34 protein-coding genes are annotated in these 26449 nt (G+C 40.5%); 26 read left to right on the top strand and 8 right to left on the bottom strand.

Annotated elements, in window-relative coordinates:
- The first annotated feature begins 433 nt into the window (after positions 1-433).
- The 6 genes from mutS to BBI08_RS10800 all read left to right on the top strand — a co-directional run bounded on the left by mutS (position 434) and on the right by BBI08_RS10800 (position 7395).
- Positions 434-2953 (top strand): DNA mismatch repair protein MutS, encoded by a 2520-nt coding sequence (mutS, locus tag BBI08_RS10825; RefSeq protein WP_065528082.1) that lies wholly within the window; start codon positions 434-436, stop codon positions 2951-2953.
- An 11-nt stretch (positions 2954-2964) separates the two neighbouring features.
- Positions 2965-4782, top strand: coding sequence for a DNA mismatch repair endonuclease MutL (gene mutL / locus BBI08_RS10820; RefSeq protein WP_008497914.1), 1818 nt, complete (start codon positions 2965-2967; stop codon positions 4780-4782).
- A 58-nt stretch (positions 4783-4840) separates the two neighbouring features.
- A complete protein-coding gene (locus BBI08_RS10815; protein WP_008497913.1) occupies positions 4841-5761 on the top strand; it encodes an alpha/beta hydrolase in 921 nt (306 codons plus the stop codon).
- Positions 5754-6710: a tRNA (adenosine(37)-N6)-dimethylallyltransferase MiaA gene (gene miaA, locus BBI08_RS10810; RefSeq protein ID WP_008497912.1), complete on the top strand. Its 957-nt coding sequence runs from the start codon at positions 5754-5756 to the stop codon at positions 6708-6710. The genes BBI08_RS10815 and miaA overlap by 8 nt, the downstream gene beginning before the upstream one ends.
- Positions 6711-6720: 10 nt before the next feature.
- Positions 6721-6945: an RNA chaperone Hfq gene (gene hfq, locus BBI08_RS10805; RefSeq protein WP_008430925.1), complete on the top strand. Its 225-nt coding sequence runs from the start codon at positions 6721-6723 to the stop codon at positions 6943-6945.
- 150 nt (positions 6946-7095) lie between these two features.
- Complete coding sequence (locus tag BBI08_RS10800) at positions 7096-7395, top strand: rhodanese-like domain-containing protein (RefSeq protein WP_008497911.1); 300 nt, start codon at positions 7096-7098, stop codon at positions 7393-7395.
- Positions 7396-7444: 49 nt separating this feature from the next.
- Here the strand turns inward: BBI08_RS10800 and BBI08_RS10795 are convergent, their stop codons facing one another.
- Positions 7445-8050, bottom strand: a complete 606-nt coding sequence (locus BBI08_RS10795) for a trimeric intracellular cation channel family protein (protein WP_065528081.1) — start codon at positions 8048-8050, stop codon at positions 7445-7447.
- 96 nt (positions 8051-8146) lie between these two features.
- On the opposite strand from BBI08_RS10795, the gene BBI08_RS10790 reads away from it, so the two are divergent.
- The 3 genes from BBI08_RS10790 (at position 8147) to glnA (ending at position 11276) form a co-directional block, all read left to right on the top strand.
- Positions 8147-9391 carry a methionine gamma-lyase family protein gene (locus BBI08_RS10790; protein ID WP_065528080.1) on the top strand — a complete coding sequence of 415 codons (1245 nt, stop codon included), beginning with the start codon at positions 8147-8149 and terminating at the stop codon, positions 9389-9391.
- Between the two features lie 122 nt (positions 9392-9513).
- Complete coding sequence (locus BBI08_RS10785; RefSeq protein ID WP_040850889.1) at positions 9514-9900, top strand: MerR family transcriptional regulator; 387 nt, start codon at positions 9514-9516, stop codon at positions 9898-9900.
- A 41-nt stretch (positions 9901-9941) separates the two neighbouring features.
- Complete coding sequence (gene glnA / locus BBI08_RS10780; RefSeq protein ID WP_008497907.1) at positions 9942-11276, top strand: type I glutamate--ammonia ligase; 1335 nt, start codon at positions 9942-9944, stop codon at positions 11274-11276.
- 105 nt (positions 11277-11381) lie between these two features.
- On the opposite strand, the gene BBI08_RS10775 is transcribed toward glnA, so the two are convergent.
- From BBI08_RS10775 to BBI08_RS10755, 5 genes are all read right to left on the bottom strand, one after another.
- Positions 11382-12506 (bottom strand): tyrosine-type recombinase/integrase, encoded by a 1125-nt coding sequence (locus tag BBI08_RS10775; RefSeq protein WP_008497906.1) that lies wholly within the window; start codon positions 12504-12506, stop codon positions 11382-11384.
- A gap of 67 nt (positions 12507-12573) precedes the next feature.
- Complete coding sequence (locus BBI08_RS10770; protein WP_008497905.1) at positions 12574-12762, bottom strand: hypothetical protein; 189 nt, start codon at positions 12760-12762, stop codon at positions 12574-12576.
- Positions 12763-12774: 12 nt separating this feature from the next.
- The gene (locus tag BBI08_RS10765; protein WP_008497904.1) at positions 12775-13236 is read right to left on the bottom strand and encodes an ImmA/IrrE family metallo-endopeptidase; all 462 of its coding nucleotides are present in this window, start codon (positions 13234-13236) and stop codon (positions 12775-12777) included.
- A gap of 77 nt (positions 13237-13313) precedes the next feature.
- Positions 13314-14288 carry a hypothetical protein gene (locus tag BBI08_RS10760; protein WP_065528079.1) on the bottom strand — a complete coding sequence of 325 codons (975 nt, stop codon included), beginning with the start codon at positions 14286-14288 and terminating at the stop codon, positions 13314-13316.
- 153 nt (positions 14289-14441) lie between these two features.
- Complete coding sequence (locus tag BBI08_RS10755) at positions 14442-14825, bottom strand: helix-turn-helix domain-containing protein (protein ID WP_040850887.1); 384 nt, start codon at positions 14823-14825, stop codon at positions 14442-14444.
- A 154-nt stretch (positions 14826-14979) separates the two neighbouring features.
- Between BBI08_RS10755 and BBI08_RS10750 the strand changes: the two genes are divergently transcribed.
- Positions 14980-15228, top strand: coding sequence for a helix-turn-helix transcriptional regulator (locus BBI08_RS10750; protein ID WP_008497901.1), 249 nt, complete (start codon positions 14980-14982; stop codon positions 15226-15228).
- Between the two features lie 230 nt (positions 15229-15458).
- The gene (locus BBI08_RS10745) at positions 15459-15644 is read left to right on the top strand and encodes a hypothetical protein (RefSeq protein WP_008497900.1); all 186 of its coding nucleotides are present in this window, start codon (positions 15459-15461) and stop codon (positions 15642-15644) included.
- Here the strand turns inward: BBI08_RS10745 and BBI08_RS10740 are convergent.
- Complete coding sequence (locus tag BBI08_RS10740) at positions 15641-16324, bottom strand: hypothetical protein (RefSeq protein ID WP_008497899.1); 684 nt, start codon at positions 16322-16324, stop codon at positions 15641-15643. The genes BBI08_RS10745 and BBI08_RS10740 overlap by 4 nt on opposite strands.
- A 59-nt stretch (positions 16325-16383) precedes the next feature.
- Between BBI08_RS10740 and BBI08_RS10735 the strand changes: the two genes are divergently transcribed.
- The 13 genes from BBI08_RS10735 (at position 16384) to BBI08_RS17040 (ending at position 25064) form a co-directional block, all read left to right on the top strand.
- Complete coding sequence (locus tag BBI08_RS10735; RefSeq protein WP_008497898.1) at positions 16384-17037, top strand: Rha family transcriptional regulator; 654 nt, start codon at positions 16384-16386, stop codon at positions 17035-17037.
- Positions 17038-17077: 40 nt separating this feature from the next.
- On the top strand, positions 17078-17356 hold the full coding sequence (locus BBI08_RS10730; RefSeq protein WP_040850886.1) for a hypothetical protein: 279 nt from the start codon (positions 17078-17080) through the stop codon (positions 17354-17356).
- Positions 17357-17444: 88 nt separating this feature from the next.
- The gene (locus BBI08_RS10725) at positions 17445-17975 is read left to right on the top strand and encodes a hypothetical protein (RefSeq protein ID WP_008497897.1); all 531 of its coding nucleotides are present in this window, start codon (positions 17445-17447) and stop codon (positions 17973-17975) included.
- A 260-nt stretch (positions 17976-18235) separates the two neighbouring features.
- The gene (locus tag BBI08_RS10720; RefSeq protein ID WP_008497894.1) at positions 18236-18463 is read left to right on the top strand and encodes a hypothetical protein; all 228 of its coding nucleotides are present in this window, start codon (positions 18236-18238) and stop codon (positions 18461-18463) included.
- Positions 18460-18840, top strand: a complete 381-nt coding sequence (locus BBI08_RS10715; protein ID WP_155800275.1) for a YqaI family protein — start codon at positions 18460-18462, stop codon at positions 18838-18840. Before BBI08_RS10720 ends, BBI08_RS10715 begins: the two co-directional genes overlap by 4 nt.
- Before the next feature lie 101 nt (positions 18841-18941).
- The gene (locus BBI08_RS10710) at positions 18942-20915 is read left to right on the top strand and encodes an AAA family ATPase (RefSeq protein ID WP_065528078.1); all 1974 of its coding nucleotides are present in this window, start codon (positions 18942-18944) and stop codon (positions 20913-20915) included.
- Between the two features lies 1 nt (position 20916).
- Entirely contained in the window at positions 20917-21843 is a 927-nt protein-coding gene (locus BBI08_RS10705; RefSeq protein WP_008497890.1) for a RecT family recombinase, read from the top strand.
- Complete coding sequence (locus tag BBI08_RS10700; protein WP_008497889.1) at positions 21843-22544, top strand: MBL fold metallo-hydrolase; 702 nt, start codon at positions 21843-21845, stop codon at positions 22542-22544. Before BBI08_RS10705 ends, BBI08_RS10700 begins: the two co-directional genes overlap by 1 nt.
- Before the next feature lie 22 nt (positions 22545-22566).
- Positions 22567-23424 (top strand): DnaD domain-containing protein, encoded by an 858-nt coding sequence (locus tag BBI08_RS10695; RefSeq protein WP_008497888.1) that lies wholly within the window; start codon positions 22567-22569, stop codon positions 23422-23424.
- Positions 23393-24187, top strand: coding sequence for an ATP-binding protein (locus tag BBI08_RS10690; RefSeq protein WP_237146536.1), 795 nt, complete (start codon positions 23393-23395; stop codon positions 24185-24187). The genes BBI08_RS10695 and BBI08_RS10690 overlap by 32 nt, the downstream gene beginning before the upstream one ends.
- An 11-nt stretch (positions 24188-24198) precedes the next feature.
- Positions 24199-24378, top strand: a complete 180-nt coding sequence (locus tag BBI08_RS10685) for a hypothetical protein (RefSeq protein ID WP_008497886.1) — start codon at positions 24199-24201, stop codon at positions 24376-24378.
- The gene (ssb, locus tag BBI08_RS10680) at positions 24375-24800 is read left to right on the top strand and encodes a single-stranded DNA-binding protein (protein ID WP_083383313.1); all 426 of its coding nucleotides are present in this window, start codon (positions 24375-24377) and stop codon (positions 24798-24800) included. Before BBI08_RS10685 ends, ssb begins: the two co-directional genes overlap by 4 nt.
- Positions 24801-24887: 87 nt before the next feature.
- Positions 24888-25064, top strand: coding sequence for a hypothetical protein (locus tag BBI08_RS17040; protein WP_008497884.1), 177 nt, complete (start codon positions 24888-24890; stop codon positions 25062-25064).
- A gap of 267 nt (positions 25065-25331) precedes the next feature.
- Here the strand turns inward: BBI08_RS17040 and BBI08_RS17200 are convergent, their stop codons facing one another.
- Entirely contained in the window at positions 25332-25523 is a 192-nt protein-coding gene (locus BBI08_RS17200) for a hypothetical protein (RefSeq protein WP_237146535.1), read from the bottom strand.
- 345 nt (positions 25524-25868) lie between these two features.
- On the opposite strand from BBI08_RS17200, the gene BBI08_RS10670 reads away from it, so the two are divergent.
- Both BBI08_RS10670 and BBI08_RS10665 read left to right on the top strand, forming a co-directional pair.
- Positions 25869-26108 carry a hypothetical protein gene (locus BBI08_RS10670; protein WP_008497881.1) on the top strand — a complete coding sequence of 80 codons (240 nt, stop codon included), beginning with the start codon at positions 25869-25871 and terminating at the stop codon, positions 26106-26108.
- Positions 26105-26434, top strand: a complete 330-nt coding sequence (locus BBI08_RS10665) for a MazG-like family protein (RefSeq protein WP_237146534.1) — start codon at positions 26105-26107, stop codon at positions 26432-26434. The genes BBI08_RS10670 and BBI08_RS10665 overlap by 4 nt, the downstream gene beginning before the upstream one ends.
- Positions 26435-26449 lie beyond the last annotated feature (15 nt).

Genomic DNA, 26449 nt, shown 5'->3' with positions numbered 1-26449 from the left:
GTAAACGACCGTTTAGCTCCGACGGCATAAGACGATCTGGCGAAGCGGCGTTACCCTAGCCGCACAGCCAGAGTGGCTTATGACCCGAGGGGCTGGTCGTTGGAGCTAGCCAAATTAAGAAAAGCGTAAGTAGCCCGTCTAGTCCCGACAGGCTTAAGGCAGACAGGGCATGTGGCGTGTTTATGCCACTTGACCGGGCTAACTTAAGACCCCGAGGGACTGTGCACTAGAGCTAGCCAAAGAAAAGCGTAAACGACCGTTTAGCCTCGACGGCATAAGACGATCTGGTCTTTATAACCGAATACAAGCGAGAATTGAAACGCATTTAAACAGAATTAAACTGAAAGAGCCAAAGCTCTTTCAGTTTTTTCTTTTCCGCCTTTATTTTTGGTATAATGGAGAAACGACGAATCGATTTGAAAGAGGTTTTAAAATGGCACCGACACCAATGATGCAACAATATTTTCAAGTGAAATCCGAATACTTGGATGCTTTTTTGTTTTTCCGTTTAGGCGATTTTTACGAATTGTTTTATGATGATGCAATTAAAGCATCACAACTACTAGAAATCACATTAACCGCACGTGGAGGAAATGGCGATGACCGGATTCCGATGTGTGGCGTGCCTCACCATGCGGCCAAAAACTATATTGATCAGCTAATCTTAAAAGGCCATAAAGTGGCCATTTGTGAACAAGTAGAAGACCCGAAAACAACAAAAGGCGTTGTGAAGCGCGAGGTCGTCCGTTTAATAACACCCGGAACACACACTGAAGGAAAAAGTGTTGATTCTAAATCTAATGTTTTTTTAGCTGCTGCTGATGAACTAACAGATGGTTTCGCTTTGTCATATGTGGATATTAGTACGGGTGAAGCGACAGCGACGTACATAATGGGAACTGAAAAAGCGTTATTACAGGAACTGCGCTCTTTAAGCATTCGTGAATTAGTCGTCTCAGAGCAATTGTTTGTCTTGTTGACTGAAGAAGAACAAGATTTAGTCTTGTCGATTGAGACGATGGAAGATGCTTATCAGATGAATACATCTTTGACAGTAGATTGTCCGGAAGATTTACAAACTAGTTGTCACCGGTTGATGACGTATATTGCGCGTACACAAAAACAATCTTTAGACCATATCCAAGCGTTTGCTTATAAAGAAAATAACCAATTACTAAGCATAGATTTTCACTCCAAACGAAATTTAGAATTACTGCAGTCTATTCGCGGCAATGAAACAAAAGGCACTTTACTGTGGCTGTTAGATGAAACAATGACAGCGATGGGAAGCCGGAAATTAAAGCAATGGTTGCATCAACCCTTAGCAAATAAACGAATGATCGAAGAACGCCAACAAATGGTAGCGGCATTGATCGAGCAGTATTTCGTGCGTGTAGAGCTTCAAGGCTTGTTAAAAGAAGTTTATGACCTAGAACGTCTATCTGGACGAATCGCCTTTGGTAGCGCTAGTGGGAGAGATTTAGCGCAGCTTCGCAGCTCTCTGGAGAAAGTTCCAATGTTAATCGATGAATTGGCGAAGTCTGGTAATCCAGCTTTACTGGAATTCGGTGAGAAATTGGATCGCTGCATTGAAGTTTGTGAATTACTGCAAGCCATTAGTGAAAATCCCCCACTGTCATCAAAAGAAGGTGGAGTGATTCGCGATGGGTTCCATGAGCGACTGGATGAATTCCGAGATGCTTCACGTAATGGTAAAGACTGGATTGCTGAACTTGAGCAAAAAGAACGCAAATTAACTGGCATCAAATCATTAAAAATTGGCTATAACCGTATTTTTGGTTATTATATTGAAATCTCAAAAGCTAATATGCATTTAGCGGATTTAGAGCGCTATGACCGAAAGCAAACATTAGCAAACGCTGAACGGTATACCACGCCTGAACTAAAAGAAAAAGAAGCGTTAATCCTAACGGCTGAAGAAGAAAGTTTAGCACTTGAATATGAGTTGTTTGTAGCGATTCGAGACGAAGTGAAACAGTATATTTCACGCATTCAACGCTTAGCTTCTTCACTTAGTGGATTAGATGTCTTTTTAAGCTTTGCCAATGTGGCAGAAAAATACCGTTTTGTAAAACCTGATTTTAATGATTCCAATGAAATCTCCATTATCGAAGGGCGTCACCCAGTTGTCGAAAAAATGCTCAACAAACAGCATTATGTACCAAACGACTGCGTTCTTGCGGAAGATCAAAACATGCTACTTATTACAGGACCAAACATGTCAGGTAAAAGTACGTATATGCGACAAGTTGCGTTAACAATCGTCTTAGCTCAAATCGGAAGTTACGTACCTGCTGAATCTGCTAACTTACCAATTGTCGATCAAATTTTCACCCGTATTGGAGCAGCTGATGACTTGGTTTCTGGACAAAGTACATTTATGGTTGAAATGCTGGAATCGCAATACGCCATTACCCATGCAACCAAAAACAGCTTATTGCTGTTTGATGAAATTGGGCGTGGTACGTCGACTTATGACGGAATGGCCCTAGCTCAATCAATGATTGAATATATTCATAGAGAAATCGGTGCCAATACACTGTTTTCGACGCATTATCATGAGTTGACAGCGTTGGAAAGTTCACTTGAGAAATTACACAATGTTCACGTGGCAGCTATGGAGCAGTCGGGCAAAGTAGTATTTCTTCATAAAGTAAAAAAAGGACCTGCTGACAAAAGCTATGGAATTCACGTTGCAGAGTTGGCGAATTTACCTGAAGCCATTCTTGCGCGTGCACGAGAATTGTTAAAAACTTTTGAACAAGATAAAAAACAACAGCCCAAAACGATCGAACAATTATCTTTTTTTGATGAAGCGGATACAGAAAAGGACGAAATTCTACAAACCATTAAAGATGTACAAGTGTCGGCGATGACGCCGCTTCAAGCATTGCAAATGATTAATGACCTACAAGAGAAGTTAAACCAATAAGGAGTGAGCGCATGGGCATCATTCGATTGATGGACGAACCTCTATCCAATAAAATAGCTGCTGGTGAAGTAGTAGAGCGGCCGACTTCTGTCGTTAAAGAGCTAGTGGAAAATGCTATAGATGCGGGGAGTACGGCCATTGAAGTATTGCTTGTTGAAGCAGGACTGACTTCTATTCAAATAATCGATAACGGGGCTGGTATGGATTCGGAAGATGCGTTATTGTCATTTTCTCGCCACGCAACTAGTAAAATAGCGAACGAACATGATTTGTTCAGAATTCGGACACTGGGATTCCGTGGTGAAGCATTGGCTAGTATTGCATCGGTATCCAAAGTAACATTGCATACATCAAACGGGGAAAGTGGTACTTTTGTTCATATGGAAGGCGGCCGTTTGACAGAACATCGCGCGGGATCTCTTAGAAAAGGAACGGACATAAAAATTGATCAATTGTTTTTCAATACACCTGCTCGTTTAAAATATATGAAAACCTTGCAGACAGAATTGGGTCATTCAATTGATTTGTTAAACCGCTTTGCACTGAGTTACCCGGGAATTGCTTTTAAGCTGGTGCATGATAGCAGAATTATTCTTCAAACCTCAGGCAGTGGAGAAATCAAACGTGTGTTGGCGGATATATACGGCGTAGCGATTGCTAAGAAAATGATTCCATTTGAAGGTCAATCTCATGATTACAAAATATCGGGTTATGCATCGCTTCCTGAAATTACGCGGGCCAATAAAAATTACATTTCTTTATTTGTAAATGGGCGTTGGGTTAAGCATTACGCGATTGCCAATACAGTTCATAAAGCATATCACACGTTTTTGCCACTTGAGAGACAACCAATAGTTGTTATGAACATTGAAGGAGATCCTTATTTAACAGATGTCAATGTACATCCAGCGAAACAACAAATTCGTTTAAGTAAAGAAAAAGAACTAATGGAATTGATCCATGAAACGCTTCGTCGAACAATTAGTACGGTAGTACGAGCACCCGTAATAGATAAACCAAAACCGGTTAAACAAGCGCCAACAAGACAATTAGATTTGTGGAAAAGCTCGTTTACAGTTCAAGAAGCAAAAGAAGAGCCTGTTCAGGAATGGTCAAAACTTTCGGTAGGAAAAGAAAAAGTATTTGTGCAACAAGAAAAAGAGCCTGTTCAACAGCATTACCCATCAGTTGAGGAAATACCACCTGTTCAAGAGTACGAGGAAGAAAGAGAAGAAGGTCCTCAATTTCCAGAACTTGAAGTCGTTGGTCAAATTCATGGAACATATATCGTAGCGCAAAGTAACGATGGCTTTTATTTGATCGATCAACATGCAGCACAAGAACGTATTAAATACGAATACTTCCGTGAAAAAGTCGGAGATATTGATAGTAACGAACGACAAGCTTTGTTGTTGCCGTTAACATTCCACTATAGTCGAGATGAAGCTTTAAGGTTAAAAGATCATTTACCTATTCTTTCAGACAGTGGTGTTTTTCTAGAAGAGTTTGGAGATACATCGTTTATTGTCCGGGAATACCCAACGTGGTTTCCAAAAGGCTTTGAACAAGAAGTCATCGAAGATTTAATCGAACAAATTTTGACGGAACGCAAAGTTGACGTGAAAAAACTGCGTGAAGATGCCGCAATCATGATGAGTTGTAAACGGTCGATTAAAGCAAATCATTTTCTGCAAAAACACGAAATGGAACGTTTGTTAGTGGATTTGAAAAAAGCTGAACAGCCTTTTACATGTCCGCATGGACGACCGGTTATTATTCATTTTAAAACCTATGATGTTGAAAAAATGTTCAAACGTGTAATGAATTAAAATTTGCTGTCTTTATGGACAGACTTTAGGGTATAGGATATGAGAAAGGGTGTAGAAAATGCAAATAACGAAAGACTATATGCGCGTTTCTGATGGTCATGAACTATATTATGAGTGTTACGAACCAATAAGCCCGATTGGTCATGTCCATATTATTCATGGCATGGCGGAGCACATAGAACGTTACCGAGAATTTGCGGAATATTTAGTGTCACGCGGATTTATAGTATCTGCACACGACCAACGGGGCCACGGAAAAACTGTCGAACGTAATGGCATACAAGGATATTTTGCAGATCATAATGGCTTTGAACGCGTTGTGGAAGATGCGCATACAGTTATACAAGAAGTGCAACAAGCAACTGGAAGACTGCCGCTTGTATTGTTTGGCCATAGCATGGGCTCATTTGTGACTCGTCGTTATATTCAATTATATAGTGAGTCGGTTCACCGTGTCGTATTGTCTGCTACAGGTGGTGATCCAGGTGTTTCTGGAAAACTTGGCAAAGTTATAGCAGCTGCATTGGCAAAAATGTATGGCAAGCAAGAACAAAGTGAAGCGCTCGGAAAACTAACGTTTGGTAGATTTAATAAACCATTTGAACATGAAGGTTCCGCATACGCTTGGTTAAGTCGAGATAAAGAAATGGTTGCGAAATACGAAGAGGATCCACTCTGTGGTTTTGAATCGACCAATCAATTTTATCGGGATCTGTTCTCGGGAATAACTACTGTGAACAATCCGTCAGCAATCGCTCACGTACGCAAAGATTTGCCGATTTTACTAATTAGCGGAGCGGTAGACCCTGTAGGCGATAATGGCAAAGGTGTTTTCGATGCAGCCAAACAATTCAGTGATGCAGGTGTGAGTAAAGTTAAAGTATATCTTGCTGAAGGTGCGAGACATGAACTACTAAACGAGCTTGATCGTCACGATTACTTTAGTGTAATTGGAGATTGGATGTGCGGAAATGATTGATGTATTGGCCGTAGTTGGACCAACAGCGTCTGGTAAGACTGCACTAAGTCTAGAGTTAGCAAAACACTTAAACGGGGAAATCATTAACGGAGACTCTATGCAGATTTACCGTGATATGACAATTGGCACAGCAAAAATTTTGCCGGAAGAAATGGCGGGCATTACTCATCATTTAATCGATATTAAAGAACCCGATGAAAGTTTTTCGGTGGCTGAATATCAACAATTGGTGCGGGAAAAAATTGCTGAAATTCAATCGCGTGGCAAGTTGCCGATTATTGTTGGGGGTTCAGGTCTTTACGTTCAAGCGGTATTATTTGATTATCGTTTTTCAAAAGAAGCTGTTGATCAAGAGCTACGCGAGCGCCTAAATAAGGAGTTAGAGCAATTCGGTATTGAATGGATGCATGAAAAATTGCTGAAATTGGATCCGCAAAGTGATATTCATCCAAATAACACGCGCCGTGTTTTGCGAGCCATAGAAATACTCATGAGTGGTCAGCAAAAAGAAGACCGCAATTTAGCTTTGTCCCCAATGTATAACGAAGTCATTATTGGACTAGATATGCCGAGAAGCATACTATATGAGCGTATCAACCAACGGGTGGACATAATGCTAGACCGAGGCTTAGTCGAAGAAGTGGAAGCGTTAAAGCAAAGAGGTATTCGAGATGTTCAATCCATCCAAGCAATTGGTTATAAAGAAATCTATAGCTATTTAGATGGACAATGGAGTCTAGAGTTAGCAGTTGAAAAGCTCAAGCAAAACTCACGTAAATATGCTAAAAGACAATTTACGTATTTTAAAAACAAGTTACCGATTTTCTGGATTGATGCATTGGAAAAGCCAGAAAAAAATCTCCAGGAAATAATTGCTTTTATGCAGGGAAATGACAGAAACTGTCGAATTGATAAACTTACGGCAAACCAAATGCCAACAGAGAAATAGGGGGATTCACATGAAACCGATCAATATTCAGGATGTCTATTTAAATCAGCTTCGTAAAAATAATATTTATGTTACCGTATTTTTACTTAATGGCTTCCAACTAAAAGGAATCATTAAATCTTATGATAATTTTACGGTGTTGGTCGAAACAGACGGCAAACAGCAATTAATCTACAAACATGCAATCTCAACATTCTCACCAGCAAAAGCTGTAGCAATTGAACACGAAGAATAACAAAGGTTCCGGACTGTCGATGCAGTCCGGTATTTTTTTAGATTTCCCTTGTTAGAGCTACACGGCTGCCTGCGCTTTTCTGATTGACAGCTTGCTTTTTGGGGTTTAGGATTTTTGTGTGAGTAAGATTTAAATTCAGGAGGGGTATTGATGAAAACCATTACAACAGATGAGTTGCAAAAACGTGTAGAAGCAGGCGAAGAGTTGAATATCATTGACGTTCGTGAAGATGATGAAGTGGCAACAGGAATGATTCCTGGAGCAAAGCACATTCCTCTTGGTGAAATGGAAGAACGTGTCGGAGAATTAGATGCGCAAAAAGAGTATTATATGATTTGTCGTTCAGGTCGCCGTAGTGAAATGGCTGGCGGGATTTTAGAAACCAGTGATATCGACGCAACTAACGTCGAAGGTGGCATGCTAGCTTGGAATGGTGAAACAATCGCATAAGGAAAATTTAAACGGGCCACTCGGGTTTACTGCCGAGGGGCCTGTTTTCTTAAATTATATGAATTTTACGAGCGGGTAATCTCCATTTAAACGTATACGACAAAACACGCAAAATTGTTATGAAGACAAACAATGAATACAGCATCAAGTCGGTGTTGGCTGAATCAAAGCTTATAAACAAGCCTGCCAATGCCGCCCAAACGGCGTAGATTTCAGATTTTAAAACGAGTGGCTTTCTTCCAGCTAACATATCCCGTATGATCCCTCCGCCTGACCCAGTCAGAACGGCGGCCACGATAACCGCAAACAGCGGCAATTCTAATTCAACTGCATAAATGGCTCCTTGAACAGCGAAAGCTGACAATCCGATGGCATCAAAAAAGTAACCCCAGCGGTTCCAATGACCGAGTAATTTATGTGGAAATAAGAAAACAATCGTTATCGAGACAAAAGCCAATTGAAACATAAATTCCTGTTCCCACAATGCCGAAACAGGCACTCCTATTAATAAATTCCGTATAGCACCACCGCCAAAGGCTGTGACAACACCAAGAAGATATACGCCAAAAATATCATATTCTTCTTCCATGGCGATAATTGCGCCGGATACTGCAAAGGCAATCGTGCCGATTGCGCTCAGTACTTCCCAAGCCATAGCCTTTTTCCTCCTCAACATACAACTCTATGAATTGTAGCAGAATTTGACGCTATTTCAAGTCATGCCGCATAATAGAAAGAGAAATTCAAGAGAATGGAGAATTACATGTTAACAACTATTAAAAATATAGAAGAAACGATTCAAAAACAACTTCAACTGGCTGATGAAACGGCTTATATAAACCAAGAGAAAGTATTGACGGCTTTTCATAACCAACGTGTTAGTGACCATCATTTTAATCCGTCAACGGGCTACGGATATGATGATGAAGGACGGGATACATTAGAACGCGTTTATGCCGATGTATTTAAAGCAGAAGCAGCTCTTGTGCGACCGCAAATCATTTCAGGAACTCACGCTATTACAATTTCTTTGTTTGGTGTATTACGTCCGGGAGATGAATTATTGTATCTTACTGGTAAACCATACGATACATTAGATTCGATAGTTTCTGGAGGAGAAAAAGATACCGGTTCATTAAAAGACTTTGGAATAAGCTATCAGCACGTAGAACTAAACGCGGAGAACAAAATTGATTGGGATGCAGCTGAAAAAGCCATCAATAGCAAGACGAAAGTAATTGCCATTCAACGCTCGAGAGGTTATGACACACGTCCTTCTTTTACTATGGAAGAAATTGAAGGAATGATTGTCCATATCCGACGCATAAAACCAGAAGCGATTGTTTTTGTTGATAATTGCTATGGGGAATTTGTAGAAACGCAAGAACCGATTGAAATAGGAGCGGATTTGATCGCGGGTTCTCTCATCAAAAATCCTGGTGGAGGACTAGCTAAAATTGGCGGATATATAGCTGGAAGAAAAGATTTAATCGAAAAATGCGGTTATCGTATGACTTCACCGGGTATAGGTGGAGAGGCTGGAGCGTCACTCAATGCCTTGCCTGATATGTATCAAGGGTTTTTTATGGCACCTCACGTTGTTTCACAAGCTTTAAAAGGGGCAATTTTCACCTCTGCGTTATTAGAAGATGCGGGCATGATAACAACGCCTCATTGGAGCGACAAACGCACAGATTTAATCCAATCGGTATCATTTCAAACTGCTGAACAAATGATTGCTTTTTGCCAAACAATACAAGCTAGTTCACCGGTAAACGCACAATTCAAGCCTGAACCTGCATATATGCCTGGTTATGAAGACGATGTCATTATGGCGGCAGGGACATTTGTACAAGGTTCTAGCATTGAACTAACAGCAGATGGTCCGATTCGACCGCCGTATACAGCATTTGTTCAAGGCGGACTTACATACGAGCATGTGAAAATTGCTGTATTAAATTCTGTAGATGCATTAAAAAAACAACAACTAATTTAAATGATACTTAATAAATAAACATGCAGAAAATTTACATGTTAGAAAACGTAACATTTCGTTGACAACTAATATGACGTGATGTATGATTTAGAAGTAGTAATTATTTGAAATGAGTGAATCTTATGACGAACCGGGTCAGACGGACGATGCCGCTACTTTCGATCAGTATAGTTATGCAGCTGACGGAATTGACAGCGAGACAAATTCGTTATTACGAAGAGCACGAGCTAATCAGCCCTGCCCGTACAGAAGGCAACAAGCGTATGTTTTCACTAAATGATGTCGATGCTTTACTTGAGATTAAAGATTATTTAGATCAAGGGCTTAATATCGCGGGCATTAAAAAACTTTACGATTTAAAAGAAACGCCTAAAAACGAAAAAGCTGAGCCGAAAAGTTTAAGCGATGCAGAATTGCGAAAGTTGCTGCATGAAGAACTGAAACACCAAGCCCGTCCATTTGAAAAAGGCGGTTTTAGACAAAGTGATTTATCCCGTTTCTTTAACTGAAATGGGCTTACATATAACATTCATAGGAGAGTGAAGAGAACATGGGCAAGTATTCAAAAGAAGACATTCAACGATTAGTAAAAGAAGAGAACGTTAATTTTATTCGTCTGCAATTTACCGACATTCTTGGGGTCATTAAAAACGTTGAAATACCGACATCCCAATTGGACAAAGCACTCGATAACAAAATGATGTTTGATGGGTCTTCAATCGATGGTTTCGTACGCATTGAAGAATCTGATATGTATTTATTCCCGGATCTTGATACTTGGGTTGTTTTCCCATGGATCACAGGTAAAGGAAAAGTAGCACGTTTAATCTGTGATATCTACAGTGCAGACGGTACGCCATTTGCTGGAGATCCACGTACAAACTTAAAACGTGTATTAAAAGAAATGGAAGAGCTAGGATTCACACACTTCAACCTTGGACCTGAACCAGAATTCTTCTTGTTCAAACTTGACGAACGTGGCGAACCATCATTAGAACTAAATGACCACGGTGGTTATTTTGACTTAGCACCTATGGACCTTGGCGAAAACTGCCGACGTGACATCGTGCTTGAGTTAGAAGAAATGGGCTTTGAAATTGAAGCATCTCACCACGAAGTGGCACCTGGGCAACACGAAATTGACTTTAAATATGCTGATGCTGTAAAAGCATGTGACGATATCCAAACGTTTAAACTTGTTGTTAAAACGATCGCTCGTAAACACGGACTTCATGCGACATTTATGCCGAAGCCATTATTTGGTGTAAACGGTTCTGGTATGCATATGAACGTTTCGTTGTTTGATGGAGACCGCAATACATTCCTTGATGAAGACGGCGAAATGAAGCTAAGTGAAACAGCTTACCAATTCCTTGCAGGTATTTTAGAGCACGCTGAAGGATTTACAGCTATTACAAACCCACTAGTAAACTCATATAAGCGTCTAGTTCCTGGATACGAAGCGCCTTGTTACATCGCTTGGTCAGGACAAAACAGAAGCCCGTTAATCCGTATTCCAGCATCACGTGGCTTGTCTACACGTGTTGAAGTACGTTCAGTCGATCCAGCTGCTAACCCTTACTTAGCAATGGCAGTACTACTAGGTGCAGGTCTTGACGGCATCCGTAGAAAATTGACTCCACCAAACCCAGTAGATCGCAATATCTACGCTATGAACAAAAAAGAGCGCGAAGCAGTCGGCATTAAAGATCTACCGGCTACATTGTACGCTGCTCTACAAGAGTTGCAAAGCAACGAAGTAATGACTAAAGCATTAGGCGAACACATTTTAAACAACTTCGTCGAAGCAAAAGAAATCGAGTGGGACATGTTCCGCACATCTGTACACCCATGGGAACGCGAGCAATACTTGAAAATGTATTAATAGTTAAACCGTTGGGGCTCTAAGGCTCCAACGGTTTTTTTATTTCTTATAAAAGTAACCAATTGGGCAACTTTTTTTATTTGCCCAATTTTTGCCCAACTTTTTTTAAAAAGTGCTCATATAGTCGTCAAATTTCTCAATTGAACGTTCTTCCATCTTCTTCGACACATGGCTATAAACGTCTGCAGTGATTTGGTAATTTTGATGGCCCAATCGTTCCTGGACATATTTCATGTCGGCACCGGCTTCCAGTAACATAACCGCATGTGTGTGCCGGGTCGAGTGAATCGGAAGGGGAGGAGCATCAATTTTAGCCAAGCAGGATTTAAAGACATTGTACAATGTTGATTTAGGAAGGGGAGAACCATCTTCCCGACAAAAGATCAAATTCAAATCATGGCGATAGGCTTCACCCAAATGAAGCTTTCGTTGATTCTGATACTTCAGATGCTCCTGTAACTCTTTCATAAAGCTCTTTCGCATCTTCAGTGAGCGGACAGAGCCTTCTTTCTTTGTTGGCCCGAATAACTCATCTGGATGATCAGGCTGAAAGTCGAGGGTTTCTTCTATATAGATAATATCGTTTTTCCAATCTACTCTCGGCCATTTCAATGCAGCAGCTTCTCCTTTGCGCACACCACTTTCAAAAAGGAACTTAAAGAAAACGCCATAGACGTGACCTCGCCTATAGATTTCTGGATACAAAGAGTTTAAAAATGTAGGCTCCAGGTACTTTAGTTTTTGGACTTGTTTCTTACGTATCTGCACATTCTCGGCTGGATTCTTTTCAATGTAGTTATTGATCACGGCTCTTTTTAAAGCTTGATAGCAGACATTGTGGACACGCCTAGAAGATTCAGTTGATAAATTCTTCTCACTCAAGCTATCGATAAACTTCTGATACATCATCGGTTTGATTTCATGGATGCTTATGCCGCCAAAATAGGGAATGGCATGATTCTCCAAGGCGGTCCGATACGTTTTATAAGTGTTTGGCCGCAGTTTATCTTTGACGTATTGTTCCAACCACTCCCGGACATAAGCAGCAAAAGCGAATTCACCCTTGCCATACCCTTGAAGCACACTTTTTTCTTTTTTTGCTGCGGCCAACTGAGCTTCTTTTTTTGACGAAAATCCACTCTCGGTATATTCTCTTTTCTTTTCGGAAAAGGGGTCTATTACGACCACTCGATACTGCCACGTTTTCCCTCGTTTACGAAATGATGCCATTGCAATCCCTCCTTCTAACTTATCGTTATCCAATTTCCCGTATAGTTCAATCCTTTCGGAAATACATTTAATGAAGATTTTGCTTGTTACCTAAATTCTTCTCTAAACGGTTTCCATATTCGTCACTGTATGCTTGAACTTCACCAATCAACTCGCCATCGACACGGCGAATCTTTTTAAAGACAGGGAAAACACCAGGAAGCTCTTTCTGTCTTTGGCCCAGTTCATTTAAAGGGATGTATTCTTCTTTTTTCATCAAATTTCACTCCTATCCATATAAAAAATTAGAAAGATACTGGCGCAGTCGTTTCTCTGCAAACCATCGCTCTACTCCAAACGTCTCCATGATCATCCACACAGCTTCTTTTTCATGGTTAGGCAGCTCCATTTTATCCAGCATGAAAGTAGGAATACAAAGATGCTGGGAGAAATTCTCTGCTTTCCATTCTTGGTATTCACGCATGGACAAGGGAATGAGTGCCTGGTCACCGGCGTGCCATAGTGCATGACACAGTTCATGCCCGAAATCTTGCCATTGATAAGCATCAGTTTTTCGATTGTCCAAAAATATAATGCCTTCTATGGCCATTGAATCTTGAGGAATGTGATAAACAGTTAAACCAAGTCTGGGATATATATTTTCCATCGTCAGCTGATGCGGATGGAAAATGTCGATACGGTGCAGCAATTTTGTAATGTAGTCTTCTAAGTTATTGTATGTATTCGCCATTTTATCACCCCTTTAAGAACGTATGTTCTAATTAAGTTTATAAGAAAACCCCACTAATTGGAAGTGGGGTTTTAAATTTACCTTTTTATTTTCCAACTACCTAGAATTCCAGTAGTAGCCACGATGTCCTCATTAATATTGCTATAGACATCGTAAAATAGTGTCTCATCAATTTCATTTTCCAAGACAGTACTTAAAGATGTAACGAAACTCATTTTTTGACTTTCTGTTGAATTAGCCCAAATTGATTCATCAACTATAATTTTAATCTGATAATAACTAGGATCTTTGGCTATATCCATATCGACTACACCTGATCCCTGGTTAATCATTTCCGTTCGAATAGCATTGAAAGAATCTAACACAGCTGCATCTTTTTCAACTTCTTTTTCCTCAGCTAATGCTTTTTCTTCAGCAGCAGCAGCGTCTTTTTCTGCTTGTTTCTTTTCTTCAGCTGCAGCTATTTCTTCAATTCTTTTTAATTCAGCTTCTTTTTCTTCTGCTGATGCTTCGGTTTCTTCCGATGCAACTTCTGTTGATGCTGCCGGTTCATCTTCAGCTGCCACTTCGGCTTCCTCTTCACCAAAAAAGAAGGAGCCGATAAACCCGAATATAAGCAGATATGCAATAACGGCTGTGATCTTCTTCCAGTGAGTGCCTGATCGGAAGCCGAGAATCTTTTGGTGCCACTTACGGTCTACTTTTTCAACTTTCGCTTCACTCTTCTCTTGAGCTAAAGCAAAAATCTTTTTCCCTTCATTCACTAACCGGTAGTTTTGACCGTTTAAGGTAAGATTCGTCCGCATGGCCAAATAATCAACTTTAATTTCTTTCACATTTTCCCAAAGGACATGATCTAGTGGCTGCAGCTTTTCATTTTTAAACAAGTAGAAAAACAAGCCAGTGTCAGTAGCGATAGCATATTCTGTAGCGTTTTTACTTCCTTCTATTGTTCCAGTCGTAATATACCGGAAATCTTGGTGTTCGGCCTGAGCAATGCGCTTAACCTTATCAAGCGTCGCTTCTTTTTTTGCTTCTGTTTTATCAGTCATCTTCCAACCCCCTATAAAAAGTAGTGTACATATAACCAAAACAGTAAAAATTTTCTTAACAAATTATAATAAAACCCTGCTAGTGGCAGGGATACACGTTTTAAATTAACAAGGTTATTATACTATAGTTTATTAATTAAATACTTTTTAAATTTATTTCCCTTGCGTTTTTAATATCTCCCAAACGGCCATTAAAGCCTTCTTGCGCTCTTCTGGACTGTCCTTAAACTCTTTATAGAACTTGTGCACGGATGGATCATTGACCCAAGCTTCAAATTCTGCTTCATCGCCCCAGGAAGGATTGCCTTTGCTGTCTTTTTTATTATTTAATGAATCAGGATTATCTGTGCGGCCGAGGAGGTAATCAGTTGAAACATCTAAGGCATCTGACAAAGCCAAAAGCATATCATTAGAAGGAGTACTATGTCCGTTTTCATAATTACTTATAGTTGCTTTTGTAGTACTCACTCGTTTAGCCAGGCCTTCTTGGGTAAGCTTTGCAGATTTACGAGCAGCTTTGAGGCGCATAGTTAACATAAATATCCCTCCTATCTTAATAGTACAACTATATTGTACATCAAAGGTATAGTATTAAATTTAAAGTACAAGAAATTTGTATTTAATCGTTGACATATGAATTACTTGTACTTATACTAAAGGTACAAGTTAATTATACTTTGGAGGTGAGGACATGAAGAACACAAACTTGACTAAAGCCAGAGAGAAGAAAAATCTCACTCAAGAACAACTTGCAAAAATGCTTGGAAAAGCCGGTAAGCAATCAGTTTCAAACTGGGAGAATGGCCATAATAAACCGCCACTGCCAATTGCTTTTCGCATTGCAGAAATACTTGAAGAAGATATCAGCTTTTTATTTAGTTTAGAAGTACAAGATTCTCATACTAAAAGACTGTCTGAAAAAAATCGAGTCGCCGTCTGAGAAAGGAGGCAACTAACTAAACACATCTAGCCACACTCTCCAATGAGTATTTGAACCGAGCAGAGTACGCCAAGACCTTCTTAAGAAGCGAGCGACGCCGAAAGGCCATGCCACGACGTTTGAATGCTGATTGGAGAGTGTGCAGGCATAACAGGAAATATTAAACTCATAAAACTTTCGTTATCAGTTTTTAATTAGAAAATTTCGAATAAAAACTAGGAGGAATTGGAATGGAGAAAAAAGTTGAATTAAGAACGCCTCTACTCGCAGAAGAAGTTACCGTGATTCACGTAGTTGCAAGTAGAGGCGATGGGTCACCAGAAAACATTGTGAGAAATGTAGATCAGTATTGGTCTAAAGATGGTGAGTTATTGGCTGAAAAGGATGAATTTCCTATAACAATTTTGAAAGACTAATCAACTAATTCGGCTGCATCTTCAGCAACTTTTTCAGCAACTATTAGATGAGATAGAGAAAGAATAAATCTCTTCATGTCGGAAACATCATAGTTTAAGTGCTTTCTAGTGAAATGGCCTTCATCATTTCCTAACCATGTTGCAGCAGTAGCTAATTTTTGAATAATAGGGTACTCAATCCGTTTAATTGATTTACCTAAAAATTCGTTTCTAATTTCTTCTTCATCGGACGGCGATTTTGTAATCAGATAAAGCTTTACTAAATACTCTAGCGACTTTCTGAATGCAATACCAGTAATCAAATGTAACCCATTAGATTCGGCGGACAATGCTTGCACATATATTTCTTCGAAGTCAGGAAATAAATCTTTCATTTCCTCTGGTAAGTGACTTTCTACTTTCTGAAGAGGAAAAGTTTCCTTTAGCACAACCTGAACTGGGTTGTTGAAGTGACTAAATTTTTCCCTAGGAGTGACAACGTCGTATTTAGCAAAAAATATTTCATAGCACATAGTGCATTCGAGAGTGATAGAAACAACATAATCTTCTTGATTAATATTTTTCCCTAATAAGGAATGATCTCCAGATTGTTTGCAAATAGGACAAACATTCGGCTTGTCAATTTCAAAGGTTATGCGACTGCTATCCGATTTAAGGACTATATCAGTTTTAATGTTCATATTCTCACCTCCCATCTATTTTAGATAGGAAAATTATAACAAAGAAAAGAGGAAGAAAAATGAAAAATCTGTTATTTATGCACAATCAGCAGGCGGTAACCAGTTCATCAAGTATCGCGGAAACATTCAATAAGCAACATGCTCACATTTTACGTGATGTGGATGTATTGAAAAAAGATGTCTCCAATTTTGGAGAGATGTTTTTTGAAACCATAGAACCCGATAGCTATGGTCGTAATCGTCGAATCTACTTAATGAACAGAAATGGCTTTACATTACTTGCAATGGGTTTTACCGGATCCAAAGCGTTGCACTTCAAACTGGAATACATCAACGCCTTTAATGAAATGGAAAAGGCGCTTACTCAACCGAGACAATTGTCAGAAAAAGAACAGCTAATGGCTTCAATGAAACTGAGTCTAGAAACAGCGGGTGAAATTGAAGTTGTAAAGAAGGAAATTGCTGAGGTGCGAGATATCGCAGAGAACCAAGTCACTTTAGATCATGGAGAACAACGCAGGCTACAAAAGGCAGTTGCAATTAAAGTATACGAAATCGAATCGGATCCAGCTGGCCAACGCCGCATGTTCAAAGAGTTGTATAGAGAAATCAAAGATCGTTTCGCTGTTGCTTCATACAAGGATGTTAAGCGCAAGGATTTACAGAATGCAATTCGTTATGTGGATGCTTGGCTGCCAAGAAAGGTTTCATAAAAAAAGAGGGCGCGAGGAACGCCCAGGAGGAGGGAAAGCGATGGGACAGTTATTGCAATTGAATGAAGCCCAATTGGAAGGGATGATTCGCGAGGAATTGCGACAGCGCTTGAATCATTTGGAGCACAGACACACGTTTTGGGACTTACCTGAATTAGAGAGGCAGACCTGCATGAGCAGATCCTTCATTTTAGATCAATTTTTCTACGATGATCGATTCAAGAAAATTAGATTCAAAATTGGAGCGAAATGGTACATGCCAGCTAAAGAAACTGAGGAATTTCTATTAACTTGGTTGAGGGAGAGGCAAGAGAGATAAGCGAGGGCTTTTCTCTCCATATAACAATCATACAACGGCTTGATGTATATAAAAATACCGTGTGCCATACAAAAAAGGAGTGGAAGACATGAAGTTGAAACGTTCCGCAAATGCTGGACAGGCAATTAATCGATTGATTGAGGGAGAAGAAATGACTGGCGAACAAATCGCCATGGACTTGAATATTTCAGCGCAATTAGTGAGTCACATCAAAAAGGAAAGACGCACCATGCAGGCAGATATTGCACAAGAGTCAATCACGCTTTACGACAATCCGGAATACACAATGGATATTTTATATGAATTTTCCGGAGGAATGACTTCACCAGTCTTGCGAGGTAAGAATATGGAGCAGCACCGGTTGGCATTCAGTGCCCACGCGAAACGCGAAATTGAAGAGAGTTTAGAGATGATTCAAAAGGTTTGCTTAGCAAAACCACCAAGTTCACTGGACGTAAACGAGAAAGAGTCGGTTAAGAACTTGATGGATGAATTACTGGAAGCGCGGATCCACATCGATAATTTGCTGAGACAAGTTCAGGTCGAATACAAAATTTCCATTAAAGAAAGGATCAAATCCCTAATCCCAAGATGGAAAGCGAAAGGATGGTTGGCCTAATGGAATTCGGAGATCCGGTACACATGGTAGGAATTGCAATTTTTATCACTTTTATCAGCTTGATGATTGGCTCACAAATTTTAGCTCCTGAAAAAGAACATAAAAAAACCGACTGACTGCTAGGTCAGACGGCAATTACTACTCTGTAACTCAAGTATAAACGAGAGCCTTGGCTCTCGTCAATAAGCTCAGGAGCGATATTCCCTTTTCGTTCCTGGTCTTATTGATGGGACTCACTCCATCAGAAAGAAGGTGAATACATGGCGCCAACAGGTAAGGCATCTGATGATCTCAGAGCTTTTGATAAATCCGAAAAGATGATGAAAATTCGAAACATCATGAGAGTGTCGGCAAATGAAGGGAATCTGTCGACCGTCATTTCTTTTGAAAATCTCGGAACGAACAGAGAAGCAATTTTCATTGTGACATTGCTCAGACAGCACGGCTACAACGTGGAATATGGCGATGACGTAATCATCGTGAAATGACGAAAGGGGATAAAGAAATGGTGAAAAAAGTAGAAGACTTGCAGGAATATCGGGACGCAAAAGATTTGGAGGTACGCATGCACGGGCTGCCAAGTGAGGCACAAACAGTCATTATCCAGAACATTATCAACCAAACATGCTGGCACGGTCCGGTTACTCGTGAATGGATGGAGAACGAAATCGCTTCACAGGAGCTACTGGATAATGAGTCGCTAAAGCTTGTCACTGATCATCCGGTCGAGGATCATTTCGGTTCGGAAATTCACGTAGGAGATAAGTGGTTTGAAGATGGAGCTGGCCGCGTGGTCTTGGAAGATAATGTTGAGGATTATCTGATTGAAGTAGCAAATGTTGAATTTTGTCGGGCAATAGAATAAGCCGGCTGCAGAAGCAACCGGCTCACCGTCCCATGTGGCGTGGGGCGTCGTTTAAAGAAAACTATGTGCTAAGTATAGCACGATTCTTAGGAGGAGACTACATGAAACAAATCCACATCAACCGACTCACGTTAACTAATTTCAAAGGCGTGAAAAACTTTTCAATAGAAATGAATGGGTCGAATGCAATGGTTTACGGTGACAACGCAACAGGAAAGACAAGTCTCTTCGACGCTTTCTTGTGGTTGTTGTTCGATAAAGACAGCCAGAACAAAAAGGATTTTGAAATCAAAACACTTCAAGACGGGAAAGCGATTCCGATGTTGGATCACGAAGTGGAGTGCGAACTATCCATTGACCATCAACCAATGACGCTTCGCAAAGTGTACCGCGAAAAATACACCAAGACACGCGGATCAACTACAAAAGAGTTTTCGGGACATGAAACAGACTACTTTGTAAACGAAACGCCGTTGAAGAAATCCGAATTCAACAAGCGTATTCAATCATTGGTGGAAGAAGAAGTGTTTAAGTTATTGACTTCGCCGACATATTTCAATGAACAAGTGAAATGGCAAGACCGTCGAAACATCTTACTTTCCGTTTGTGGCGATGTTTCAGAAGAAGAAGTATTTGAATCGAACAATGAATTAAAAGGCTTGCGTGTCATTTTACGCGGTAAGAGCTTGGATGACTTCAAAGCAACAATTAATAGCCGTCGTAAGAAAATTAACGAAGAGCTGGAACGGATTCCAATTCGCATCAACGAGATTGAGAAATCGATTCCAGAAGATGAAGGAAACTTCACGGAACTTCAGGCAGAAGTAGACAAGCTGGACTCAGGTATTGAGGAGCTGCAAACGCAGGTTAGTGCCATTAAAAATGGAAACGCTATTCTAACAAAAGAAGCAGAATTACAACGCATCGATATGAGCTTGCATAACATCAAGCGTGACATTGAACAGGACTCAAAAGAAGAAATTTATCGGTTACGCGCGAAGCTGCAGGAAGAGCAAGCAAATCTGCAAGCATTCCAGTCGCAGAAGCGGTCAAAAGAAAATGAGAACAAGTATGTTACAGACCAGATTCAGCAAACAGAGCTTTCCTTGATGTATCTTCGTCGCCGTTGGACAGAGTTGAATAACCAAAAATATGTTCACGAAGTGGAATGTGAATGTCCAACATGTGGTCAGGAATTACCAGAAGAAAAAGTAGAATCAGCTAAAGAAAAAGCATTGGCTCAATTTAATGCCTGGAAATCGGAAGAGCTTCGCAAAATCAAACGCGAAGGTGAACAGGGTGCCACGAAAAATAAACAACAACAAGACAAACACGGTCAGATTCTCGATGAAATCGCGAAGCTAAGAGCTCAGATTGAATCAAAAGACAATGTTGTTGCAGAACTATCCGAAAAGCTTAAAACAGCTGAGTCCAACGTTCAAGACGTAAAAAAGAATGATGAATATAACAAGCTGATTGAAGAAAAACAAGCAGTCAGCTCGAGCATTCAAACCATGAAAGAAAATGCAGAAGAGTCCATCTCATCAATTCAATCCGACATTCAAGAGAACAAGGCTAAACGTACAGAATTGAATGCTGAAATCGCGAAGTATGCAAATGTAGCGTCCTTACGTGAGCGGATTCAGGAGTTGATGGACCAAGAAGAACAACTAGCAGCAGAGTATGAAAAGCTAGAACATCACTTGTTCCTATCAGAAGAATTTATCCGAGCGAAAGTCAACATCTTAGAAGAGAAAATAAACGCCAAATTCAAGTACGCACGCTTCAGACTTTTCGAAACCCAAATTAATGGTGGGTTGCAAGAAGTATGCGAAACCACGTTCCAGGGTGTGCCTTATGGATCTGGCTTGAACAATGCAGCCAAAATCAACATTGGACTCGACATCATTAACACATTATCCGAGTTCCACGGCATTCAAGCACCAATCTTCGTAGATAACGCAGAAGCGGTTACACAACTGGCAGAGACTGATTCACAACTAATCAGTTTAATTGTTTCGGAGAAAGACAAGTCACTACGCATTGAAACACCAAATTTAGAGGAGGCAATTTAATATGACAAATCAACTACAACAACAGGGTAATGTTCCTGCTGAATCAAATAAACAAAACGCAATGGTGACGAGAGTCGCCGAGAAGGTTCAAAGCATGGTTGAAAACAATCAAATCAACATTCCAGAAAATTACTCGATTGTTAATGCTGTTCAAGCGGCCTATTTCAAATTGACAGAGGTGGATTTTAAGAAGAAAACTTCGTTGATCGACAGCGCGACAAAAGAGAGTGTCGCCTTCTCGTTGCAAGACATGGCCATTCAAGCACTGAGCGTTGCAAAGAATCAAGGCTACTTCATTGTTTACGGCGACAAAATGCAGTTCACAAGATCTTATCACGGTACCCAAGCCGTAATTAAAAGGATGACAGGCGTTAAAGATATTTGGGCTAACGTCATCTGGAAAGGTGAAAAATTCGACGTCGAGTACAACCAACGTGGGCAACTGGCTTTTAAATCGCACGAAGTGGATTGGAAAGCGGCAACCGGAAATAAAGACGACATCGAAGGCGCTTATTGCATCATCGAGCGTGATGACGGGGTGCAGTTCTTGACCGTTATGACTATCGAAGAAATTAAAACGTCGTGGTCTCAATCAAGCATGGCCACAGTGCAAAACAAGTACCCGCAAGAAATGGCGAAACGTACCGTGATCAATCGTGCTGCTAAAGCGTTTATCAATACTTCGGATGACAGCGACTTATTTATTGGAGCTATAAATCGTACTACTGAAAACGAGTTTGATAATGAGAGAAAAGAAATCAACCCAGAGTATGAAATTAATAAAAATGCTAACAAAGAAGAACTAGATATCACATCACCGGTAATTGAACAGCCGAAAGCAACTAAACAAAATGGTGAGATTTCGCAAGAGAAAGAACATGAGCCAGCCGGAACTGCTACTGCAGAAGACGACGCTCCACCGTTCTAATGATTGAAATCAAAACACTTGCAACCGGTTCGAAGGGGAACTGCTACTACATCACAGATGGCTATACGCCCCTTCTCCTGGAAGCAGGAATCAAGTTTCGCGACATTCAACGGAAGTTAAACTTCCAGACACGGGATATTAAAGGCTGTTTGATAACACACGAACATAAAGATCACTGTATGGGTGTTCCTGACGTTTTAAAAGCTGGCATCACCTGTTACTTATCTAAAGGCACAAAAGACGAATTAGGCATTGAACATCATCGATTAAAAGTTGTTGAAAACAAGAAACAGTTTCAAATCGGAACGTGGACCATCTTGCCATTTGATGTACAGCATGACGTGTCAGAACCGTTTGGCTTTTTGCTAGTGAATAGTGCAGGAGATAAATTACTTTTCGCTACAGACACCTATTACATTAAATATCGGTTTAAAGACATCACGCATTTAATGGTCGAGTGCAACTACTCACAAAAGATATTGGACGAAAACATTCTATCGGGAAGAACGCCAAAAGTTTTGAGGAAACGATTGATGCGATCCCACTTCTCTTTAGAGAACGTAAAAGAGTTTTTAAAAGCAAATGACTTATCGAAGCTGCAGGAAATATGGCTGCTTCACTTATCGGATTCCAACAGTAACGAGGAACAGTTTCGCCAAGAGGTGGCAGAACTGACTGGGAAGATGATTTATATACCGTAAGCAAACTGAGGAGTGACAGAGGATGAGCAAGTATAGACAAGTGCAAGTAAGTTTTTGGCAAGACGCTTTTGTATTGGATTTAACGCCAGAGGAAAAGTACTTCTATATCTACTTAATGACAAATAGTAAGTCTTCACAGATTGGCATCTATGAATTACCTAAACGTATTATCGAAACGGAAACGGGTTACAACCGCGAAACAGTTGATAAACTTTTGCAACGATTTGTGGAGTACGGAAAAATTGAATACCACGAACCGACAAAGGAAATTTACATTAAAAATTGGGCGAAATACAACTGGAACAACAGTCCGAAAGTTGTTGCTAGAGTCCAGGTTGAATTGAAAGACGTTAAATACGAACCCTTTGTTGAAAAATACCTGAATGTAGCCAATAACATCAAATCAGATACTGTATCGATACTGTATGCAAGGGCTATTGATAGTCCCGAGATACTTGTACGTAAAGATAAAGAGAAAGATAAGGATAAGGAGAATGATAAAGAACAACAACAAACAGAAAAAGAAACAAAAAAAGTTGTTGATGCTGATGCTCCTGGAAAAGCATTTCGCTTCTATGAACAAAACATCAGTTACTTAGTACCACATATTGCTGAACGAATTTCCATCATGATTGATGAATCATCTGAGGAGTTGGTTCATGAGGCATTGAAACGTTCAGTCGAAGCGAATGCACGGAACAAAATGAATTTTGCTGACAGTATCCTGTCATCTTGGAAAAGACAGAAGATCGTGAAGCTGGCTGATGTGGTAGCTGCAGACAAAGAATTCGAAAGACGAAAGCGAGGGAGCTTGAATGGAACCACTTCAAAACATCATGCAGAATCTAGTGACGAAGAATGGGACGGACTCTCACTCTGAAGGGGTTGAATGTCCACATTGCAAAGAGATTGTCCCACCACTAGAAATTGAAGTCTTGGGACATACGCGATGGGTACAGCCCGTTTGTAAATGTGAAGCGGATGTTCAGAAAGCCGAGCTTGAGATCTATAAGAATGCACAGCGTGAACGTGAAGTGCGAGAGTTGTTTTCGATTAGCGAATTGGGCGAACGGTTTGAGGAATCTGATTTCGCCAACTTTTCTACACGTCCAGGTGCTGAAAAAGCTGAAAAGATTACACGCTACTACGCAGATCACTTTAAAGAGTTTGGGCTTGAATCCATCTTGTTATGGGGTGTGCCAGGGAATGGGAAATCTCACTTAGCTGCAGCTGTTCATAATCAATTGCACAAAGAGGGAAAAGTTGTTGTGTTCGTTTCGATGCCGGATCTGTTAAAGAAAATCAAGAATACCTTCGACAAAGGCAATACCGACAGCGAAGAGAAAATCTTGAAGGCTTTGAACATCTGCGATTTGCTTATCATTGACGACATCGGCGCAGAAAAAACAAGCGATTGGGTGCAGGAAATCGTGTTTCTGATTATCGACAATCGATACCGCCGCAACAAACCGATTATGGCCACTTCCAACTTGGAGCCCAAATTTTTAGAAGGACAGATTGGTAAACGATCTTATGACCGCATCTTAGAAATTTCACAGCCTATTGAAAACAAGGCTACTAGTTACCGTAGACAAGTAGCAAAAGGGCGATTGTCCAAGTTTGATCATCTACTCATCAATTAGGAGGAAAACCAATGGATAAATTACTGAATCAACTCATATTGATTGCCGGTGCTTGGTCGGAAACAGAAGACAAAGTCATCGAGCAACAGTTCAGCATTCTATTTGAAGAACTGAAACAGCTCACTGGATTGAATCATGCAGCTGCAGAAGGTTTGTTGCACAGACACATTAGTGGGGAGATGGCAGCTTGATCAACCGAGTAATAATGGTCGGAAGACTAACAAAAGATCCAGACTTAAAGTACACCGCTTCAGGAGCTGCAGTAGCCAGGTTCACATTGGCAGTCAATCGAAACTTCTCCAATACAAACGGAGAAAAGGAAACAGACTTCATCAATTGCACGGTCTGGCGAAAACAAGCCGAAAACACAGCAAACTTCTTAAAAAAAGGAAGTCTTGCTGGCGTCGAAGGCAGGATTCAAACCGGCAGCTATGAAGGACAGGATGGCAAGCGGGTTTATACGACTGAAGTTGTTTGTGACAGCGTGCAATTCCTTGAACCTAAAAACACACAGGCGGCTAGAAATGAAGCTTCTCCAGCTACTGGCGATAAAGAACCGGTCAATGCGCCGGAAGAGCACACAGGCAATCCAGAGGACGATTTGCCGTTCTAATTTTTTTTACCCTTTCAATACCAATTTTTTCTTAAAAGTGAGGATTTAACGGAATTAGATTGGAAAACAATTGAAGGAGGACGGGATATGAAGTATTGGCATAAACACATGGGCTTTTGGGTTGAGGAACTGAAAGGTTACAGCATCTATTACGGGCCAAATGGTGAGGCGCTCGAAGAAATGGATTATCACGATCTCAAAGCCTATATGGTGAAAGTTCATCTACAGCGTGACATCGAAGTGAAAGCGAGTCCGTGGTTCTGATGGCTGGGGGCAGAGTGCTTTGGTTCTATCGCTTTGAAAACGGGCAGAGAATTTGGCAATACGGCCGTTATCGTCCGACGGGAGTTAATTGGATGTTGAGAAACGGCTGGAGATTGTTTGAGTGGGAGGATAAAAAATGATTTTTACACCCGAAACGAAAGCATTGTTCGATGTACGCAAAAAGGATTTATCAGTGGTGGGGTGAAGGATGCGAATTATGAGATGTGAATTAAGAAGACAAAAAAAAGACCGATTAAGGTCTTTTGATTAGATAAATTCAATTTCTGAATCGTCAATTTTAGCTAAGAGTTTATTTGCTGCTGTCATAACTCTTTGAAAGTCATCACTTCCAAAGGGATATGAGGGACTACGTCTTCCAGCAATTTCTCCCTCATAAACCATTTGTACTTTTAGAACCGGATGTTGATCACCACCCCATGCTTCTTCACCAATCGACACCTTATATTCAGTATTGGGGGGTGTGGATTGCTTGCAGGAACCATTATAAACATTTTCGGGAAAAATGTTTTTGCCATCAATATCACTCTCTTTTCCTTTGGAATACCTTTAGTATACCTTTGATAATTCCAAAGGTAAAGTAAAGTGTTTTTTTAAAAATTTCATTCATTTAGCTAATCGATAAAGGAGGGGCAATATGCTAAATCTCTTAATTGCTGCAGTGATAAGTTTCTGGATTTGTGTTCCAGTGCTGTTTCTAAATAGTTATCGTATATTTCTGAAAGAGGAAAGCGTACAGGCTTCTGAAGCTGTGCGCAAAGGATAAATCAAAAGGGGGTTCAAGTTATGCGTATGGAAGAACGCTTGCGGCTTGTTGAGGAAATGATTGCCGAAAGACCAGATAGTTTATCTGTAGCAGTTCCCACCCATGCACTGAAGGCACTATTGAAACATTGCCGGGATCGTGATGAAATTCAATACAAGTACCTCAAGCAACGTGAAAAAGCCAAGTACTACCAGGAGCACACTCATAGCTTGCGAGTTGCATTGAAAAGGATTCAGAAGAAAGAGGGTGTTCCAGGATGACGAAAGATAAAAAATCCACTCTGCCCGCTGAAGTGTTCTCTGATATGGAAAAACAGAAACTTGTAGCAACTGTTCAATATGACGTCTTAGTTGAAAGAGGAAGACAGAACAATAAGTGGGGATGGCAGAGACACGCGCATGGTGACTGGCTGATGATTCTCACTGAGGAAGTGGGAGAAGTCGCGGAAGCCATGCAGCAAGCAAAAGGTTGGGGCAAGGATACGGATGCTGACAATCTGTATGAAGAGTTGATTCATGTGGCTGCAGTGGCTTCTGCGATTGCCGAACAGGTGTTAGAAGAAAAAAGAAAAAGAAATATTTTATAAGCGAGGGAGCAGGCG

It is taken from the genome of Planococcus halocryophilus (genome assembly GCF_001687585.2).
Lineage (GTDB): Bacteria > Bacillota > Bacilli > Bacillales_A > Planococcaceae > Planococcus > Planococcus halocryophilus.
This window is presented reverse-complemented; position numbering and strand designations above follow the sequence as displayed.

Bases quoted from the DNA above. Each gene is read 5' to 3' on its own strand.
- BBI08_RS10740 (WP_008497899.1), bottom strand. From the start codon at position 16,324: ATGAACATTAAAACTGATATAGTCCTTAAATCGGATAGCAGTCGCATA.
- BBI08_RS10670 (WP_008497881.1), top strand. From the start codon at position 25,869: ATGCGTATGGAAGAACGCTTGCGGCTTGTTGAGGAAATGATTGCCGAA.
- BBI08_RS10665 (WP_237146534.1), top strand. From the start codon at position 26,105: ATGACGAAAGATAAAAAATCCACTCTGCCCGCTGAAGTGTTCTCTGAT.
- BBI08_RS10685 (WP_008497886.1), top strand. From the start codon at position 24,199: ATGGATAAATTACTGAATCAACTCATATTGATTGCCGGTGCTTGGTCG.
- BBI08_RS10765 (WP_008497904.1), bottom strand. From the start codon at position 13,236: ATGGCGAATACATACAATAACTTAGAAGACTACATTACAAAATTGCTG.
- BBI08_RS10720 (WP_008497894.1), top strand. From the start codon at position 18,236: ATGGCGCCAACAGGTAAGGCATCTGATGATCTCAGAGCTTTTGATAAA.
- glnA (WP_008497907.1), top strand. From the start codon at position 9,942: ATGGGCAAGTATTCAAAAGAAGACATTCAACGATTAGTAAAAGAAGAG.
- BBI08_RS10775 (WP_008497906.1), bottom strand. From the start codon at position 12,506: ATGGCATCATTTCGTAAACGAGGGAAAACGTGGCAGTATCGAGTGGTC.
- BBI08_RS10815 (WP_008497913.1), top strand. From the start codon at position 4,841: ATGCAAATAACGAAAGACTATATGCGCGTTTCTGATGGTCATGAACTA.
- BBI08_RS17040 (WP_008497884.1), top strand. From the start codon at position 24,888: ATGAAGTATTGGCATAAACACATGGGCTTTTGGGTTGAGGAACTGAAA.
- BBI08_RS10770 (WP_008497905.1), bottom strand. From the start codon at position 12,762: ATGAAAAAAGAAGAATACATCCCTTTAAATGAACTGGGCCAAAGACAG.
- miaA (WP_008497912.1), top strand. From the start codon at position 5,754: ATGATTGATGTATTGGCCGTAGTTGGACCAACAGCGTCTGGTAAGACT.
- BBI08_RS10695 (WP_008497888.1), top strand. From the start codon at position 22,567: ATGAGCAAGTATAGACAAGTGCAAGTAAGTTTTTGGCAAGACGCTTTT.
- BBI08_RS10730 (WP_040850886.1), top strand. From the start codon at position 17,078: ATGGGACAGTTATTGCAATTGAATGAAGCCCAATTGGAAGGGATGATT.
- BBI08_RS10800 (WP_008497911.1), top strand. From the start codon at position 7,096: ATGAAAACCATTACAACAGATGAGTTGCAAAAACGTGTAGAAGCAGGC.
- mutS (WP_065528082.1), top strand. From the start codon at position 434: ATGGCACCGACACCAATGATGCAACAATATTTTCAAGTGAAATCCGAA.
- BBI08_RS10705 (WP_008497890.1), top strand. From the start codon at position 20,917: ATGACAAATCAACTACAACAACAGGGTAATGTTCCTGCTGAATCAAAT.
- BBI08_RS10750 (WP_008497901.1), top strand. From the start codon at position 14,980: ATGAAGAACACAAACTTGACTAAAGCCAGAGAGAAGAAAAATCTCACT.
- BBI08_RS10715 (WP_155800275.1), top strand. From the start codon at position 18,460: ATGACGAAAGGGGATAAAGAAATGGTGAAAAAAGTAGAAGACTTGCAG.
- BBI08_RS10790 (WP_065528080.1), top strand. From the start codon at position 8,147: ATGGAGAATTACATGTTAACAACTATTAAAAATATAGAAGAAACGATT.
- mutL (WP_008497914.1), top strand. From the start codon at position 2,965: ATGGGCATCATTCGATTGATGGACGAACCTCTATCCAATAAAATAGCT.
- BBI08_RS10745 (WP_008497900.1), top strand. From the start codon at position 15,459: ATGGAGAAAAAAGTTGAATTAAGAACGCCTCTACTCGCAGAAGAAGTT.
- BBI08_RS10710 (WP_065528078.1), top strand. From the start codon at position 18,942: ATGAAACAAATCCACATCAACCGACTCACGTTAACTAATTTCAAAGGC.
- BBI08_RS10785 (WP_040850889.1), top strand. From the start codon at position 9,514: ATGACGAACCGGGTCAGACGGACGATGCCGCTACTTTCGATCAGTATA.
- hfq (WP_008430925.1), top strand. From the start codon at position 6,721: ATGAAACCGATCAATATTCAGGATGTCTATTTAAATCAGCTTCGTAAA.
- BBI08_RS10795 (WP_065528081.1), bottom strand. From the start codon at position 8,050: ATGGCTTGGGAAGTACTGAGCGCAATCGGCACGATTGCCTTTGCAGTA.
- BBI08_RS10735 (WP_008497898.1), top strand. From the start codon at position 16,384: ATGAAAAATCTGTTATTTATGCACAATCAGCAGGCGGTAACCAGTTCA.
- BBI08_RS10700 (WP_008497889.1), top strand. From the start codon at position 21,843: ATGATTGAAATCAAAACACTTGCAACCGGTTCGAAGGGGAACTGCTAC.
- BBI08_RS10760 (WP_065528079.1), bottom strand. From the start codon at position 14,288: ATGACTGATAAAACAGAAGCAAAAAAAGAAGCGACGCTTGATAAGGTT.
- BBI08_RS10755 (WP_040850887.1), bottom strand. From the start codon at position 14,825: ATGTTAACTATGCGCCTCAAAGCTGCTCGTAAATCTGCAAAGCTTACC.
- BBI08_RS10725 (WP_008497897.1), top strand. From the start codon at position 17,445: ATGAAGTTGAAACGTTCCGCAAATGCTGGACAGGCAATTAATCGATTG.